The 15,099-nt window shown below is 49.4% G+C and carries 14 protein-coding genes; 11 read left to right on the top strand and 3 right to left on the bottom strand.

What is annotated here, in order from left to right; genetic code table 11:
* Positions 1-37: 37 nt before the first annotated feature.
* Both feoB and holA read left to right on the top strand, forming a co-directional pair.
* Entirely contained in the window at positions 38-2,398 is a 2,361-nt protein-coding gene (gene feoB / locus PUQ60_RS07045; protein WP_273379410.1) for a ferrous iron transport protein B, read from the top strand.
* A 212-nt stretch (positions 2,399-2,610) separates the two neighbouring features.
* Positions 2,611-3,594 (top strand): DNA polymerase III subunit delta, encoded by a 984-nt coding sequence (gene holA / locus PUQ60_RS07040; protein ID WP_273379408.1) that lies wholly within the window; start codon positions 2,611-2,613, stop codon positions 3,592-3,594.
* 160 nt (positions 3,595-3,754) lie between these two features.
* Here the strand turns inward: holA and rpsT are convergent, their stop codons facing one another.
* Positions 3,755-4,018, bottom strand: coding sequence for a 30S ribosomal protein S20 (rpsT, locus tag PUQ60_RS07035; RefSeq protein ID WP_022358531.1), 264 nt, complete (start codon positions 4,016-4,018; stop codon positions 3,755-3,757).
* 517 nt (positions 4,019-4,535) lie between these two features.
* On the opposite strand from rpsT, the gene PUQ60_RS07030 reads away from it, so the two are divergent.
* The gene (locus tag PUQ60_RS07030) at positions 4,536-5,030 is read left to right on the top strand and encodes a DUF2798 domain-containing protein (protein WP_273379406.1); all 495 of its coding nucleotides are present in this window, start codon (positions 4,536-4,538) and stop codon (positions 5,028-5,030) included.
* A 203-nt stretch (positions 5,031-5,233) separates the two neighbouring features.
* Here the strand turns inward: PUQ60_RS07030 and PUQ60_RS07025 are convergent, their stop codons facing one another.
* On the bottom strand, positions 5,234-5,710 hold the full coding sequence (locus tag PUQ60_RS07025) for a GHKL domain-containing protein (RefSeq protein ID WP_022359165.1): 477 nt from the start codon (positions 5,708-5,710) through the stop codon (positions 5,234-5,236).
* Positions 5,711-5,993: 283 nt separating this feature from the next.
* Between PUQ60_RS07025 and PUQ60_RS07020 the strand changes: the two genes are divergently transcribed.
* The 8 genes from PUQ60_RS07020 to ytvI all read left to right on the top strand — a co-directional run bounded on the left by PUQ60_RS07020 (position 5,994) and on the right by ytvI (position 13,915).
* Positions 5,994-6,509: a hypothetical protein gene (locus PUQ60_RS07020; RefSeq protein WP_243022831.1), complete on the top strand. Its 516-nt coding sequence runs from the start codon at positions 5,994-5,996 to the stop codon at positions 6,507-6,509.
* A complete protein-coding gene (locus PUQ60_RS07015) occupies positions 6,506-7,441 on the top strand; it encodes an ABC transporter permease (RefSeq protein WP_273379401.1) in 936 nt (311 codons plus the stop codon). The genes PUQ60_RS07020 and PUQ60_RS07015 overlap by 4 nt, the downstream gene beginning before the upstream one ends.
* Before the next feature lie 98 nt (positions 7,442-7,539).
* Entirely contained in the window at positions 7,540-8,415 is an 876-nt protein-coding gene (cdaA, locus tag PUQ60_RS07010) for a diadenylate cyclase CdaA (RefSeq protein WP_118538866.1), read from the top strand.
* Entirely contained in the window at positions 8,393-9,769 is a 1,377-nt protein-coding gene (locus PUQ60_RS07005) for a CdaR family protein (RefSeq protein WP_273379398.1), read from the top strand. The genes cdaA and PUQ60_RS07005 overlap by 23 nt, the downstream gene beginning before the upstream one ends.
* 44 nt (positions 9,770-9,813) lie before the next feature.
* Positions 9,814-10,077 carry an HPr family phosphocarrier protein gene (locus PUQ60_RS07000; protein WP_107001249.1) on the top strand — a complete coding sequence of 88 codons (264 nt, stop codon included), beginning with the start codon at positions 9,814-9,816 and terminating at the stop codon, positions 10,075-10,077.
* 52 nt (positions 10,078-10,129) lie between these two features.
* Positions 10,130-11,431, top strand: coding sequence for an O-antigen polymerase (locus tag PUQ60_RS06995; protein WP_273379390.1), 1,302 nt, complete (start codon positions 10,130-10,132; stop codon positions 11,429-11,431).
* Between the two features lie 139 nt (positions 11,432-11,570).
* A complete protein-coding gene (locus PUQ60_RS06990) occupies positions 11,571-12,761 on the top strand; it encodes a pyridoxal phosphate-dependent aminotransferase (protein ID WP_273379388.1) in 1,191 nt (396 codons plus the stop codon).
* A gap of 38 nt (positions 12,762-12,799) precedes the next feature.
* Entirely contained in the window at positions 12,800-13,915 is a 1,116-nt protein-coding gene (gene ytvI, locus PUQ60_RS06985) for a sporulation integral membrane protein YtvI (protein WP_273379386.1), read from the top strand.
* Between the two features lie 12 nt (positions 13,916-13,927).
* Here ytvI and PUQ60_RS06980 read toward each other — a convergent pair whose 3' ends face one another.
* Positions 13,928-14,869: an AraC family transcriptional regulator gene (locus PUQ60_RS06980; protein ID WP_273379384.1), complete on the bottom strand. Its 942-nt coding sequence runs from the start codon at positions 14,867-14,869 to the stop codon at positions 13,928-13,930.
* Positions 14,870-15,099: the final 230 nt, after the last annotated feature.

The raw sequence follows: 15,099 nt of genomic DNA, 5'->3' as shown, positions 1-15,099 counted from the left end.
AATGAGTTTGACCAATGAAGAGAGATGGAGGCAGAGAATGACATTAAAGGATTTACCAATAGGAAAAACTGCAACCGTTCGGGCAGTTGGCGGAGAGGGTGCACTGCGGCATCATTTTCTGGATATGGGATTGATTCCGACTGCATCGGTTACGATGGTAAAATATGCGCCGATGGGCGATCCGGTTGAGGTGCGGATTCATAGCTATGAACTGACGTTGCGCCTGGCGGATGCAGAGAAGATAGAGATTGAGAATGTACGCGAGGCAGGAACTGAAGCAGCGGATAAAAAGGAACATGGGATTCCGATGGCGCGCGCGATCGATCACCCTGGACTCGGAGAAGGTGGAAAATACCATACAAAGGCGGAGGAACACCCATTGCCGGATGGCACCGTCCTGACGTTTGCCCTGGCAGGTAATCAGAACTGTGGCAAAACGACGCTTTTTAACCAGCTGACCGGCTCCAATCAGCATGTGGGGAATTTCCCAGGCGTGACGGTGGACCGGAAGGATGGCACGATCCGCGGACATGAAAATACGAAAGTGACCGACCTGCCAGGAATCTATTCCTTATCGCCATATTCGAATGAGGAGCTGGTGACGCGTCAGTTTATTTTGCAGGAGCACCCGAAGGGAATCATCAATATCGTGGATGCGACGAACATTGAGCGCAACCTGTATCTGACCATGCAGCTTCTGGAACTGGATATTCCGATGGTTCTGGCGCTTAATATGATGGACGAGGTGCGTCAGAACGGCGGTTCTGTCCGTGTCAACGAACTGGAGGAAGAACTGGGAATTCCGGTTATCCCGATCTCAGCGGCAAAAAATGAAGGAATCGGAGAGCTGATCGATCATGCGCTTCATGTAACGCATTTTCAGGAGAAACCGGGACGGCAGGATTTCTGTGATGCGGATTATCACGGTGGTGCGGTGCACCGCTGCCTGCATGGCATTATGCATCTGATCGAAGATCACGCGCAGAATGCGGGTATTCCGGTGCGCTTTGCTGCATCAAAGCTGGCAGAAGGCGATGAGGAGATTGAGGCGCGTCTGAATCTGGACACGAATGAAAAAGAGACACTGGAACATATTATCTGCCAGATGGAGAAGGAACGCGGGCTGGATCGGGCAGCTGCGATTGCGGATATGCGGTTTGGTTTTATCGAAAAAGTCTGCAGGCAGACAGTCGTCAAACCGAGGGAAAGCCGGGAACACCGGCGAAGTGTGAAGATTGACCGTCTTCTTACCGGAACCTACACGGCGATTCCGGCATTTATTGCAATCATGGGTCTGGTATTCTGGCTGACATTTAATGTGATTGGCGCGGTTCTTTCAGATGGTCTGGAACTGGTGATTGGATGGCTGACAGAGCGGGCAGACGCAGCGCTGACAGCGGCAGGTATCAATCCGGTGCTCCATTCCCTGCTGATCGATGGTGTGTGCAATGGTGTCGGAAGTGTTTTGAGCTTTCTGCCGATCATTGTGACGCTGTTTTTCTTCCTGTCGCTTTTAGAGGACAGCGGTTATATGGCACGTGTGGCGTTTGTGATGGATAAACTGCTTCGAAAGATCGGCCTTTCCGGACGGAGTATCGTACCGATGCTGATTGGCTTTGGCTGCACGGTACCAGGAGTCATGGCAAGCCGGACGCTTTCTTCGGAACGGGATCGAAAAATGACGATCCTGTTGACTCCGTTTATGAGCTGTTCCGCCAAGATTTCGATTTATGCGTTTTTTACCGCCGTCTTTTTCCCACATCATGGGGCGATTGTTATGATTGCACTTTATCTGTTGGGAATCCTGATGGGAATTTTGATGGCAATGCTTCTTAAAACAACTTTATTTAAGGGTGAAGCCGTTCCGTTCGTCATGGAGCTTCCGAACTACCGGATGCCGGGGGCGCGCAATGTCGCCCAGCTTCTCTGGGAAAAGGCAAGGGATTTCCTGCAGAAAGCATTCACGGTTATTTTTGTGGCGACGATTTTAATCTGGTTCCTTCAGACATTTGATCTGCACCTGAATGTTGTGTCCAATTCCCAGCAGAGTCTTCTGGCGGTTATTTCTGGTGTGATTGCACCACTGTTTGCGCCGATGGGATTAGGCGACTGGCGTGTCTGCACGGCACTTCTGACCGGATTTATGGCAAAAGAGAGTGTTGTATCAACGCTGTCGGTTCTGTTCGGGACGACTCAGAGCCTGCGTGACATTCTGACCCCTCTTTCAGCGGTCAGTCTGCTGGTTTTCTGCCTGCTCTATACGCCGTGCGTGGCAGCGATCTCATCGGTCAGACGCGAACTGGGCGGAAAATGGGCTTGCTTTGTCGTGGTGGCGCAGTGCGTGGTTGCGTGGATCGTAGCGTATGCGGTCTATCTTTTGCTGGGGATGGTCATGTAGGTTTTGACAGAAAGTGAACCAAGGAAAAATTTCAAGCAACAAAAGGATCTGCTGTTTTATTCTTTTTATGGGTTTACAGTAGACAACATTTTAGAAAAATGTTTATAATAGTAGGAAGTGAAAAAATAGACAGGAAAGCAACCGGATGGACAGTCATTCGAAAAAATGGATCTGTTTTTATCGAATAGAACCAGGAGGCGGGGACGGAGTTAATGCAGACGATCAATGAAGACATCAAAAATGGCACATTTAAGCCGGTTTATCTGCTATATGGCGAAGAGGCGTTTTTGAAGCAGAGTTATAAAAAGAAGCTGCGGGCGGCGATCTCGGGCGATGATACGATGAACTACAATTATTTCGAGGGAAAAGGGCTGGATATGAACGAGCTGATCAGTCTGGCGGACACGATGCCATTTTTCAGCGAGCGGCGTCTGATTCTGATCGAGGACAGCGGATTTTTCAAGACTTCTTCGGAGGCGCTGGCGGAGTATCTGCCGACGATGCCGGACACGACCTGCATCGTATTTGTGGAGGAGGCGGTCGATAAGCGAAACAAACTCTACAAAAAGGTCAAGGATCTGGGTCACATTGCGGAGATGAAGCGGCAGGACAGCGCGCAGCTCGCCAGATGGGCGGCGACGATCCTGGCGCAGAATGGGCGGAAGATCACGCCGTCCACGATGAATCTCTTTTTGGAGCGCGTCGGCGATGATATGGAAAACATCCGGATGGAGCTGGAAAAACTCATTTCCTACACGATGGGCAGTGAGGTAGTGACGGCAGAGGATGTGAAAGCCATTACGACCGTGCAGATCACGAACAAGATCTTCGACATGGTAGCAGCGATCACGGCGGGAAAGACGAAGCGGGCGATGGATCTGTACGAAGACCTGCTGACACTCAGGGAGCCGCCGATGCGGATCCTGTTCCTGATTGCCAGACAGTTTAACCAACTTTTGCTGGTGCGAGAATTGCAGGCGTCCGGCGCAGACCGGGGGACGGTTGCCTCGAAATTGAAAGTACCTCCGTTCGTAGCCGGAAAACTCAGCAGCCAGGCGGCGGCATTTACGAAAGAACAGCTCATTTCCTATGTGCAGACCTGCGTGGATGCCGAGGAGGCAGTCAAGACCGGGCGGATGGGCGACCGGCTGGCGGTGGAGCTGCTGATCAGTCAGCCCAGAAGTTCCGTGCGCTGATTCTAAAGGGCAGTGCCAGCATCAGAATCAGCGGTTCTTCGACCGGACCCGGCTGGAAAAGAAGCAACAAAAAACCATTATTCTGTCACACCCACAGAATAATGGTTTTTTAATTTGGGTTAATTTTTAATATATAATTCGAAAGATCCGCTCTGGATAATTAAGCCAGAGTATTTACAGCCTTGGAAAGACGGGATACTTTGCGGGAAGCTGTATTCTTGTGGTATACGCCCTTGGAAGTAGCCTTATCGATCTCGCTGGTAGCAGCTAATAATGCAGCCTGTGCAGCAGCCTTATCTTTTGCAGCAACAGCAGCTTCAACTTTCTTAACAGCAGTTTTAACTTTGGATCTGATAGCCTTGTTTCTTGCAGCTCTTGTCTCTGCAACTAAGATTCTTTTTTTTGCGGATTTAATGTTAGCCAATGTAGTGTACCTCCATCATAAATTCTTTTATTTTGATTCGTAATTCATTTTGTATTTGGTTTGCATTAAAGCCTGGACACGGACAGTTCAATGTAAACATACTATTACATTCTATCGAATAAAGGCAGTATTGTCAATATCTATTTGCCTGTTTTTAGGGAAAAATTCGGAAAAAATGAAAGGGGAGCTGAAAAAGCAGCTCTTGTCAAGTTGCATAAGCGGAATGAAAAATAGAAAAAATTGATCGTTCAATATGATGAAATTGTGAAAAAATAAAAAAAGTGCTTACACGAATGGAAAAAAGACGTTATAATAGCGAACCGTAACCCAAGTTGAATATAGTTTGAAAAAACGCAGTGAGATTGCATACAGCAGTAGAGATCGAAACGAGTTTCCGATTTCTGCTGCTTTTTATTTTGTGAAATTTATCACGGACAGCATCTTGCGCGTGGGTGTGCCGGACTGATTTGCCGATGCATCTGGATAGAAGCAATTATTTTATAGGAGGAGAATGAAAATGCCAAGAAATAAGAGAGAAAGTTTTATCTATTCCGTTATCATGTGTTTCACTATGGTACTCTGGATGAGTATGTACAATGTAACCCTTCATATGGGATATTTATCCTTGGAAACGATCCGCGAAGGATGGATCGGATTCCCGTTTGCATTCGTGTATGCGTTTCTGTTTGACTGGTTCATCGTGTCCGGTCCGGCGAAGGGAATTGCGTTCCGTTACTTTGTATCACCGGAGAGCAGCACACTTCGTAAAGTAATCACGATCTCCTGCTGCATGGTCGTTCCGATGGTATTTGTTATGTCCTTATATGGCGGTCTGGAAGCCTGCGTGAAATCCGGCGCATGGAGCCAGTTGCTCATCATCTGGCTGACCAATATTCCGAAGAACATCATCATGGCGCTTCCGTTCCAGCTCATCGTAGCAGGTCCGCTGGTGCGCCGCGTGTTCCGTACCGCATTCCCGGAGGGAACCGTGCTGCAGGAACCGGTTATGTAGGGAGATAGCAGAAAATTTATAATCATCGTAACTGTTCAGTGCCTTCACAGTCACGCGCAAAAATCCATTAAAAATTGCCTACGGCAATGGAATTTTTGCCTGCTGGCCCATGTTTTCGTACGGTCAGCGCAGTAAATGCGCAGACCTACTGAACAGTTACTAATCATCATTATATAAAAAGAGGATATCTGGTTTTTGTATCATTATGGGTTCAGTAATACCGAAGCATAAAATACGCGGTCCCGCCATTCAAACCGTGCATCGCCGTGGTACTGTTCGGCGATCATGCGGATCGATTCGGTTCCGATGCCGCTTCCCGCAGGTTTGGTCGATACCAGTTTTTCATTCATCCAGGTAGGGCTGAATGCGCTGGTGTTGTCCGTGGTGATGGACAGGGTGGAGGTACCCGTCTGCACCGCGGAGAGACGGATGAAAGGCGGCGTGTTTTCAGAGCCGGAACACCCGGTCTGACAGGAGAAAAAGTTGTAGCCGAAGAGCGCCTGACAGATGCAGAAAGCGGCGGCACGCACGACCAACAGATAATCGATGATAAATAAATATAGAAATAAAATCATTCCGCTCTCGGCGTCTACTATCAGCTTAAATAAAACGCCAAAGCAAGGGAGCGCGAGGTATTGCACCCATACACTGGACAAATCATCTACAATCGCGATTTTCAAAACAAAATCCCTCTTTTCTTCTGATTGTCTGGAAAAAGGCTGCTTACGCATGTTTCGAACCTTTTGATCCTAATATCATAAAAGTATCACAACATAAAAAGAAGCAAAAAAGGCATAGTTTTTACATCTTATGAAACAGACTTGATACCCTCTGCCGATCATGCGAAAATGTGTGATCGGCAGAGCTCTTTTTTGATGTCTGACAATCCCTTACAAATTTATGAAAAACCTATGAAAAATCCCCCCGCCCCCTCGCCAAGAGAAAAAAGTTATGTTATAATTTATGGAAGAATGCGTTTTTGGCGCAGCGGTTTCAGAAACGGGACGTATTGGACCGGAAGCCGCGGCATATATAAAAAAGGAACCATGTATGCTCAACGAAGACAAGATAAAATTAATGACCGAACTGGCACTGTTTGAGAAGAAGCATGCTTCCCAGATGAAAACAGTCAATCAGTATTTTAAAAGCGACTATATCAGCCGCAATCTGCTCCGGGGATTTATAAGCTATACATTGTGCAGCATACTTCTCTTTGGAATGTGGGTATTATTTAATGTAGAAGTAGTTCTGAGTTCGATAGGAATGGATGAACTGAAGGGACTGGCTTTTCGAGGAGGAGCTTTATACCTCGGGGGGCTTTTTCTGTATGTCGTGCTGACGATCATCGTGTATGGCGGGCGGTATGAGTACGAGGAAAAGATGAACCGGATCTACATAGCGAAACTGAAACATCTGGATAAGCGCTACGATATACATCGGCGCGCCAGAAAAATGGAGAGAGAGAGGAGAGGCAGATGAGAGGACTCCTTGCAGGGAAAGAAGCACTCAAGGCTTTCTATGCGAGATACAGTGCATTTGTGAATGCATTCCTGCGTTTTATAACTGCCTTTGCGGCGGTGTTTCTGATTAACCAGAACATCGGACTGATGCCGAAACTGAGCGGCGGTCTGGTGCCGCTGTTTGCGGGAATTATATGTGCATTTCTCCCATTTGGAGCCATTGCGTTTCTGATTGGGATTTTTTTGCTGGCACAGCTCTTTGCAGCATCGATGGAAGTGGCGCTCATCACCTTGGTGTTCCTTCTGATCGTGGTGCTACTGTATTACGGATTTCAGCCGGGTGACAGCGCGTACCTGATTGTAACGCCGATCTTGTTTTTTCTGAAGGTGCCGTTTGCAGTCCCGATGATTCTCGGACTGACTGGAAGCCTCGTATCGGTGATTCCGATGAGCTGCGGGATTTTTCTGTACTACGTGATTCTGTATGTGAAGCAGAACGGAAGCTTCCTGGCAGGCAGTGAGCAGACTGAGATCACGCAGATGCTGGCGCAGGTCATCAAAAACCTGCTGGCAAACCCGGCGATGCTTGTCATGATTGCGGCATGCTGCCTGGGGGCTCTGACGGTCTGTGTGCTCAAGAAACTGTCGATCAACTACTCCTGGGGGATCGCGATCGGAGCTGGCCTTATTTTACAGATTCTGGTTGTGTTTATCGGCGATTTCCGCTTTGGCGTTCCGGTGTCAGTGCCGGAGCTGGTTGTGGGAATGATTGGTGCGGTCATTGCGTCGCTGCTCTATCAGCTGTTTGTTTTTTCGGTCGATTACAGCCGGACCGAGTACACGCAGTTTGAGGATGATGATTATTATTACTATGTGAAAGCGGTTCCAAAGATTGCGATTTCGAGGACGGATGTAAAGGTACAGGAAATCAATAAAGTAAAGAGAAGATAGACTATTTTATAAAAGAAACTTGTTGTTAAAAGAAATGCGTGACGGGTCATATGTACGTGACTGGTAACAGAAACGCAGCCCGAAAGGGAGGGAAAAGAATGGCAGAGATACTGGCGGAGATTTATTCGTGGATCTCGTTCGTACCGAAGATAACCTTTAAAAATTTAATAGAGATCGCGATTATAGCAATTCTGGTATATGAAATGCTGATCTGGATCAAAAATACGCGGGCGTGGACGCTTCTGAAGGGTATTATTTTTATTCTTGCATTCTTTCTGGCAGCTGCGATCCTGGAACTGGATACGATTCTGTGGCTTCTGGAAAAGACGTCGTACATTGCGGTAACGGCGATCATCGTTATTTTCCAGCCGGAGCTGCGGAAAGCACTGGAGCAGATCGGAAGCCAGAACGTGCTGACGACGCTGTTTTCAACGGATGATACGAAGAAAAATGAGGATTTCAGCGAAAAGACGATTGCAGAGCTGGTGCGTGCTTGTTTTGAGATGGGAAAAGTCAAGACGGGCGCCTTGATCGTCATCGAGAGGGGCACGCCGCTCGGAGAGATCGAGCGGACGGGCATCGAGGTCGATGGTATCGTGACGAGCCAGCTTCTGATCAATATTTTTGAGCACAACACACCGCTGCACGACGGCGCGGTCGTGATTCGCGGTAACCGTGTGACGGCGGCGACCTGTTATCTGCCGCTCTCGGACAATATGGATATCAGCAAGGCATTGGGAACCAGACACCGTGCGGCAGTCGGAGTCAGTGAGGCGACCGATAGCGTGACCCTGGTTGTATCGGAAGAGACGGGGCGCGTGTCGGTGGCTGTGTCCGGACGGCTTAAGAGTGTCAAGGATGGTGATGAACTGAGAGATATGTTGTCGGTTCTGGTAAAACGGGAAACGGAAAACACAGGTCGTTTCAGAATATGGAAGGGAAGACGCAGAAATGAAAGAAAAGCTGACGAATAATCTTGCGATCAAGCTGATTGCCCTGTTCTGTGCTTTCTTTGTGTGGCTGGCAGTCGTGAATGTGGCGAACCCGATCAAGGTATCGACGAGGGAGGTTCCGGTCACGATCACGAACGATCAGGTGCTGGAGCAGGCGGATCTTGCCTATGATGTGGTAGGCAAAAAAACGGCGGTGATCAGTTTCAAGATCCGGACGAAGGATGATTATAAGGTAAAGGCGTCGGATTTCAACGCCTATGCGGATTTGTCGGAAATGTATGATGTGACGGGGGCGATCCCGATCCGAGTGGAAGTGGTGAACAATGAGGAACTGCTGGAGTCCACGCCGGTTGTGAAGTCCCCGGAGGTCATCAAGATCACGACCGAGGCGCTGCAGACCAAGGCATTTACGCTGAAAGCGTATCCGCAGGGCGAGGCGGCAGACGGTTACGAGGCAGGTGAGGTGACAATGGTGCCATCTCAGGTGACGGTCAAAGGACCAACCTCCCTGATCGGACAGATCAGCAGCGTGGGTATCCGTTTTAATATTGACGGTGCTGTGGCGGATGTCAGTGGAACAGCAACACCGGAGTATTTTGACGCCAATGGAAATGTGCTGTCAGATTTGGGAGATTCTGTCAAGACGGTTGGCGGAGATGTCTCTTATACGATGCAGATCCTGAAAGTAAAAGAAGTACCGCTTGATTTTGACGTCAGCGGCGAGGTGGCGGATGGATACCGCTATACGGGGCCGAAGACGGATATCAAGTCGGTGTCTGTGGCAGGACTCAAGACCGATCTGGCTTCGGTCAGCACGATCACGATTCAGGGACCGTCCCTCAATGTGCAGGGCGCGACAAAGGATGTGGAGTGCGAGATCGATCTGGATGATTACCTGCCGTCCGGGCTTACGATCGTGGGACTGGACAGCACGACGATCAACGTGACACTGCAGGTGGAGAAGCTGACGGAGAAAACCTTTACGGTCAAACCGGAGAATGTGACTCTAAACGGAAAGAACAGCAGCTACAGCTATACCGTCGAAGATACGAAGATGGAAGTCAAGGTACAGGGACTCGAGGAGGATTTAAGCAGTCTGTCGGCGTCGAAGATGAATATCCGGGTCGATGTATCAGGCATGGGACTGGGCGAGCACACGGCAACGGCGCAGCTCCAGCTGGGGGACGCGTATAAGATGCTGTCGGCACCGGCTGTGACGGTGCGGGTCAGCGAGCATGGAAGCTCCAGCGCCCAGACGACGGAAAGCACCGAGAGTAACCGTGGAGACACGGACAGCCAGAGCAGTTCCAACCGGGAGAGCGGGGCAAGCTCGGCAAAAGAAAATGTGGATGCAGAGAGCGGCAATGTGGCATAAAGCATGGTACGCCGTCCACAAATGAGGAGAAAGAAGTTAAAATAATGGTAAAAGCAAAAATTAAATTAAAAAACCCGACCGGTCTGCATTTGAGACCGGCGGGAATCCTGTGTAATGAGGCGGTAAAATTCGATTGTTCCGTCCAGTTCCAGTTCCGTGGCACCGTGTCCAATGCAAAGAGTGTCCTGAGCGTGCTTGGGGCGTGCATCAAGAGCGGTGATGAGATCGAGTTTATCTGTGATGGAAAAGACGAGGAGGAAGCTCTGTCAGCGATGCTGAAAATTGTTGATGACGGGCTGGGCGAGTAGAAAAAACGGTGCGGTAAAAGACTGTGTACAGACGTACGGATAGGATGGAACTATGATCGTTTATTTGGTTTGCTATGCGGCTTCGCTGCTTCTGGCGCTCAGCCGCCATTATCTTTTATCCGGCGCAGGGCTTCTGGCGGCGGCGGTGTATCTGTATGCGTCAGACTATATCCGGAGTGGAAATCTTCTGCATCTGCGGGGAATTTTCGCTCTTTCCTTTGTAGGTGGACAGGGACTGGCGTGTATGAAGCTTAGTTATTTAAGTCAGGCATGGAGTGCGGGAACGTGGCTGGGACTTCTGGCGGCGTTTGCGGGCTTTTATCTGGCTTTTTATTATCTGGAAGCATTTTCCGGCGAAGCGTCCGTCCGTGTGGGCGGTCATTCCGGCGCGGTGCAGCGCCGGGGGCTGGAATCCTATGCCGGAACTGTTTTTTTCTGCGCGGTGGCGCTGGCGGTGGTATCGGCAGGCTGCTTCGCGATCGAGGCGGTCTATATGGGCTATATTCCGCTGCTGCTCCGTGGAGTTCCGCATGCCTATTCCTATTTCCATGTGACCGGGCTTCATTATCTGACGGTGTCCTGTGTGCTGGTTCCGGCGCTCTCTGTGATCTATTTTTGCATCGAGGGCGGTCGCAGCCGGAGACGGCTGGTGTGTATGCTTCTGGCAGATGCAGCGGCGGTGGCGATTCCGCTTCTGTGCGTGTCGCGCTCCCAGCTCCTGTTTGCGGTACTGCTGGCATTGATTACCTACATGCAGATGGAACACCAGCTGAATCCGATCTACGTTGTTTTTGCACTGGCGGGGCTGATTATGCTCTACATTCTGCTGACGATCGCGCGCAGCCATGATACTGCCTACCTGAATACGGTTTTTGAGATGAAACGGCACCTGCCGATTTTTGTGACGCAGCCGTATATTTATATTGCAAACAATTACGATAATTTCGACTGTCTGGTCAAGGGACTTGTGAAGCACAGCTGGGGCATGAAAATGCTGGCACCGTTCTGGACGCTGACGGGACTCAAGTTTCTGGTTCCGTCGTTGACAGCATTTCCATATTATGTGACGAAGGAAGAGCTGACGACGCTGACGATGTTTTATGATGCGTACTACGATTTCGGCGTAATTGGCGTGTTCGTCTTTTCTGTCCTGTTAGGAGCGGCGGCGTATCTGCTGATGCGGATGATGCGCCAGGTGCAGAATCCGATTACCTATCTTCTGTACGCACAGTTTGCACTTTACATGCTGTTATCGTTTTTCACAACCTGGTTCAGCAATCCGTCCACATGGTTTTATTTCGCGGTGACAGCGGTTGTGGCATTTCTGGTATCGCATAAGATTGCAGGGCGGTAAAAATATATGGATTAAGATATAAAAATGGAATAAAATCTGCTATAATAACAAAAAGACGACAATTCAGCAAGTTAAAGTGCTGCTTGTATACAGATTGAATTGCCGCATTGATCAATTTTATAGAAAAGAGGGTAAGCCAATGATTTCAGAAAAAATGATACCGCTTATGAAAAATAACTCCGCCATCCGTATGATGTTCGAAGAGGGCAATAAGCTGGCGGCGAAATATGGACGTGAGAATGTATTTGATTTCAGCCTTGGAAACCCGAGCGTACCGGCTCCGGCAGAGGTAAATCAGGCGATTCAGGATATCGTAAAGGAAGAAGATTCCCTGTTTGTACACGGATATATGTCCAACGCAGGCTATGAAGATGTGCGCGAGACGATCGCACAGTCGTTAAACCGCCGGTTCGGCACCTCCTTTCACGCAGGCAACATTCTGATGACGGTCGGTGCGGCAAGTGGTCTGAATGTCATTTTAAAGACCCTGTTAAATCCAGGAGAGCAGGTCATTACCTTTGCACCGTACTTTGTAGAGTATGGTTCCTATGTCCGCAACTATGATGGCGAGCTGGTGGTTGTATCTCCGAATACGGTGGATTTCCAGCCGAATCTCGTTGAATTTGAGGAAAAGATCAACGAAAAAACCAAGGCGATCATCATCAACACCCCGAACAACCCGACCGGTGTTATTTATTCCGAGGAAACACTGCAGAAGATTGCAGCAATTTTGGAAAAGAAACAGAAGGAATTTGGCACATCGATCGTGCTTCTGTCCGATGAGCCGTACCGTGAGCTGGCTTACGACGGCGCGGTTGTACCGTATGTGACAAAATATTACCGCAATACAGTGGTTTGCTACTCGTACAGCAAGTCCCTGTCCCTTCCGGGCGAGCGTATCGGTTATCTGGTAATCCCGTCTGAGATGGATGAGAGCGCAAATGTATTCCAGGCGGCAACGATCGCGAACCGTGTTCTGGGCTGTGTCAATGCGCCATCCCTGATGCAGAGAGTCATCAAGCGCTGCGTAGATGCGAATGTGAATCTGGAAGCTTACGACCGCAACCGTAACCTGCTTTACAACGGACTGAAAGAGTGCGGATTTTCCTGCATCAAGCCGGAGGGCGCGTTCTACCTGTTCGTGAAATCCCCGGTGGAGAATGAGAAGGAATTCTGCGAGGTATGCAAACAGTACAATGTACTGGTAGTACCGGGAAGTTCATTCGCTTGCCCGGGTTATGTGCGCATCGCATACTGCGTATCGTATGGGCAGATCGAGAGATCGCTTCCGGCATTCAGAAAGATTGCGGAACACTATAATCTGGTATAGCAAAATTGCATCATTGCCTCGGAAAGGAAAAGGATGAGATGAAACGATATCTTAGAATGATTCTGAATATTGTGATTCCGTTCCTGGGTCTATGTCTGGTCATCTTTTTAGGTCCTAGGCTTCTGCGCTTTTTCATGCCGTTTGTGGTTGGATGGATCCTGGCACTTTTAGCAAATCCGCTGGTCCGGTTTCTGGAACGGCGCGTGAAGCTGGTGCGGCGCCACGGCTCGATGCTGATCATTATCGCGGCGCTGGCGATCGTGATCGGTCTTTTTTACGGGGCGGGTCTTCTGGTTTACCGGGAAATGGGAAGTTTTCTGGCGGATGCACCGGAAATATATCAGAGTGTGATCGCTGAGATCGGGGATGCATTGCAGAATGGGCGGAAGCTTGCAGAATATTTTCCTCAGAATTTACAGCCGCCGCTGCTGGCATTTTCGGATAATCTGGATGGTTTGTTTGGAAAACTGGTATCGCGGGCGGCGGAACCGACCGTGCAGATCGCCGGACATGTGGCGAAGAGTATTCCGAATCTTCTGGTAAATATGGTCATTACTATCCTGTCTTCGTATCTGTTTCTGGCGGACCGGGAGTCCATCATGCGGTGGCTGAAAGGGCATCTTCCGGCATTTATATTCCGCTATATCGAGTATATGAAACGGGACGCAAAGGGAGTGATTGGAGGATATTTTCTGGCACAATTCCGTATCATGTGTGTGGTGGCGCTGATTCTCGCGGCAGGATTTTTGGTGCTGGGTGTCCGCTACGGTGTCCTGTTGGCATTTTTGACGGCGATTCTGGATTTTCTGCCGATCTTTGGAACTGGAACGGTGCTGTTCCCATGGGCGGTTGTGAAGCTGTTCGCGGGGGAGTATGCGTATGCGACCGGACTTATCCTGCTCTACATCCTGACGCAGGTCGTCCGTCAGATCATCCAGCCGAAGATCGTCGGGGAGTCGATGGGATTGCCACCTCTGATGACCCTGTTTCTTTTGTATCTGGGATTTAAGCTGCGCGGGCTGACAGGCATGATTCTGGCGGTGCCGGTGGGGCTTGTCTTTATCAATTTTTATAAATATGGGGCGTTTGATTCGATGATCCGGAATTTCAGGATGCTGATGGAGGCGATTCAGAAATTCCGGAGGGAAGAATAGGGAGGTTTCCTTCTATATAGTAAAATTCTCTTGGTAATTTAATCTGGATAAATTATGCGGCGTATCGCGATATTTTTTCTTATATGCCCGGAGGAACGCTGCATAATTGCGGAATCCGGATTGATAGCAGGCTTCTGTGACGGGGGTGCCCCGGCGCAGGAGCTCGTTTGCGTTTTGGAGGCGTTTTTCGGTCAGGTATTCGGTAATGGTGTAGCCGGTTTCCTGGCGGAAGAGACGCATCATGTGGTATTTGCTTATGTAAAAGCGGGCGGCGAGCTGGTCGATCGTATGGTCTTCTTCCGGGTGTTCAGAGAGGTAGCGCATGAGTTCCAGGATTTTTTCGCTGGAAGGGGAGGTCGGAACGTATTCCCGATGGTTTTCGGAGGCGGCGCGATCAAGGTGTACCATAAATTCCAGGAATAATAAACGCAGAAGAAGCCCGGAGCCATAACTGCTGCCACCAAGGGATTCAAAGTTAGCATTGTCTGTGCCATTGTCATTTGTACCACCTGCCTGATAGGCATTTTCCAGTCTTGACAGCGCCTCTAAGAGCGGCGTCATGGTAAGGGAACCGAGGCGCAGAACATCGGACTGCTGTTCTCTGGCAAGCTGGAAACAGAGGTCGAGCGCACAGTCAGCACAGGAGAATGCATCCAGGCATTCCGGCGACAGGTAGAGGATGATGCGCTCATATCGGCTGTGGTATGGCACGACCGGCTTGTGCAGGCAGTGCGCGCCGACGAGGACGATGTCGAGCGGGCGGAGGTGGTAGGAACGGCCTTCCACGATGTAGTCTGCTTCGCCATTTAACAGGATCAGGACTTTGTGGAAATCATGATAGTGGTAGGCAACCGGTGTATCCATCTGCCCGCGCAGGTGGAAGAGGCGGAATTCGTGGTTGAGGTAGCCGCGTTTTTCGTAGGCGGGGGATTCGTGGGTGGTATTTTCTGGCATAAGGGGACTCCTTTTTTGAGTGTATTGCAGGTTGATTGTTGCGGGAAATTATATCTTGTATAAATGCATTGAGTTTGTTGTTTCCCTCTGAGATAAATATGTTTTGAAACACAGACATTTCATTTCTTATTTCGTAACTGTTCAGTACCTTCACAGTCACGCGCAAAAATCCATTAAAATTGCCTACGGCAATGGGATTTTTGCCTGCTGACCCATGTTTTCGTACGGTC

The organism is Clostridium sp. AF02-29, from assembly GCF_934835585.1.
Classification (GTDB): Bacteria; Bacillota; Clostridia; order Lachnospirales; family Lachnospiraceae; genus Otoolea; species Otoolea fessa.
This window is presented reverse-complemented; position numbering and strand designations above follow the sequence as displayed.

Bases quoted from the DNA above. Each gene is read 5' to 3' on its own strand.
- feoB (WP_273379410.1), top strand. From the start codon at position 38: ATGACATTAAAGGATTTACCAATAGGAAAAACTGCAACCGTTCGGGCA.
- holA (WP_273379408.1), top strand. From the start codon at position 2,611: ATGCAGACGATCAATGAAGACATCAAAAATGGCACATTTAAGCCGGTT.
- PUQ60_RS07030 (WP_273379406.1), top strand. From the start codon at position 4,536: ATGCCAAGAAATAAGAGAGAAAGTTTTATCTATTCCGTTATCATGTGT.
- PUQ60_RS07020 (WP_243022831.1), top strand. From the start codon at position 5,994: ATGGAAGAATGCGTTTTTGGCGCAGCGGTTTCAGAAACGGGACGTATT.
- PUQ60_RS07015 (WP_273379401.1), top strand. From the start codon at position 6,506: ATGAGAGGACTCCTTGCAGGGAAAGAAGCACTCAAGGCTTTCTATGCG.
- cdaA (WP_118538866.1), top strand. From the start codon at position 7,540: ATGGCAGAGATACTGGCGGAGATTTATTCGTGGATCTCGTTCGTACCG.
- PUQ60_RS07005 (WP_273379398.1), top strand. From the start codon at position 8,393: ATGAAAGAAAAGCTGACGAATAATCTTGCGATCAAGCTGATTGCCCTG.
- PUQ60_RS07000 (WP_107001249.1), top strand. From the start codon at position 9,814: ATGGTAAAAGCAAAAATTAAATTAAAAAACCCGACCGGTCTGCATTTG.
- PUQ60_RS06995 (WP_273379390.1), top strand. From the start codon at position 10,130: ATGATCGTTTATTTGGTTTGCTATGCGGCTTCGCTGCTTCTGGCGCTC.
- PUQ60_RS06990 (WP_273379388.1), top strand. From the start codon at position 11,571: ATGATTTCAGAAAAAATGATACCGCTTATGAAAAATAACTCCGCCATC.
- ytvI (WP_273379386.1), top strand. From the start codon at position 12,800: ATGAAACGATATCTTAGAATGATTCTGAATATTGTGATTCCGTTCCTG.
- PUQ60_RS06980 (WP_273379384.1), bottom strand. From the start codon at position 14,869: ATGCCAGAAAATACCACCCACGAATCCCCCGCCTACGAAAAACGCGGC.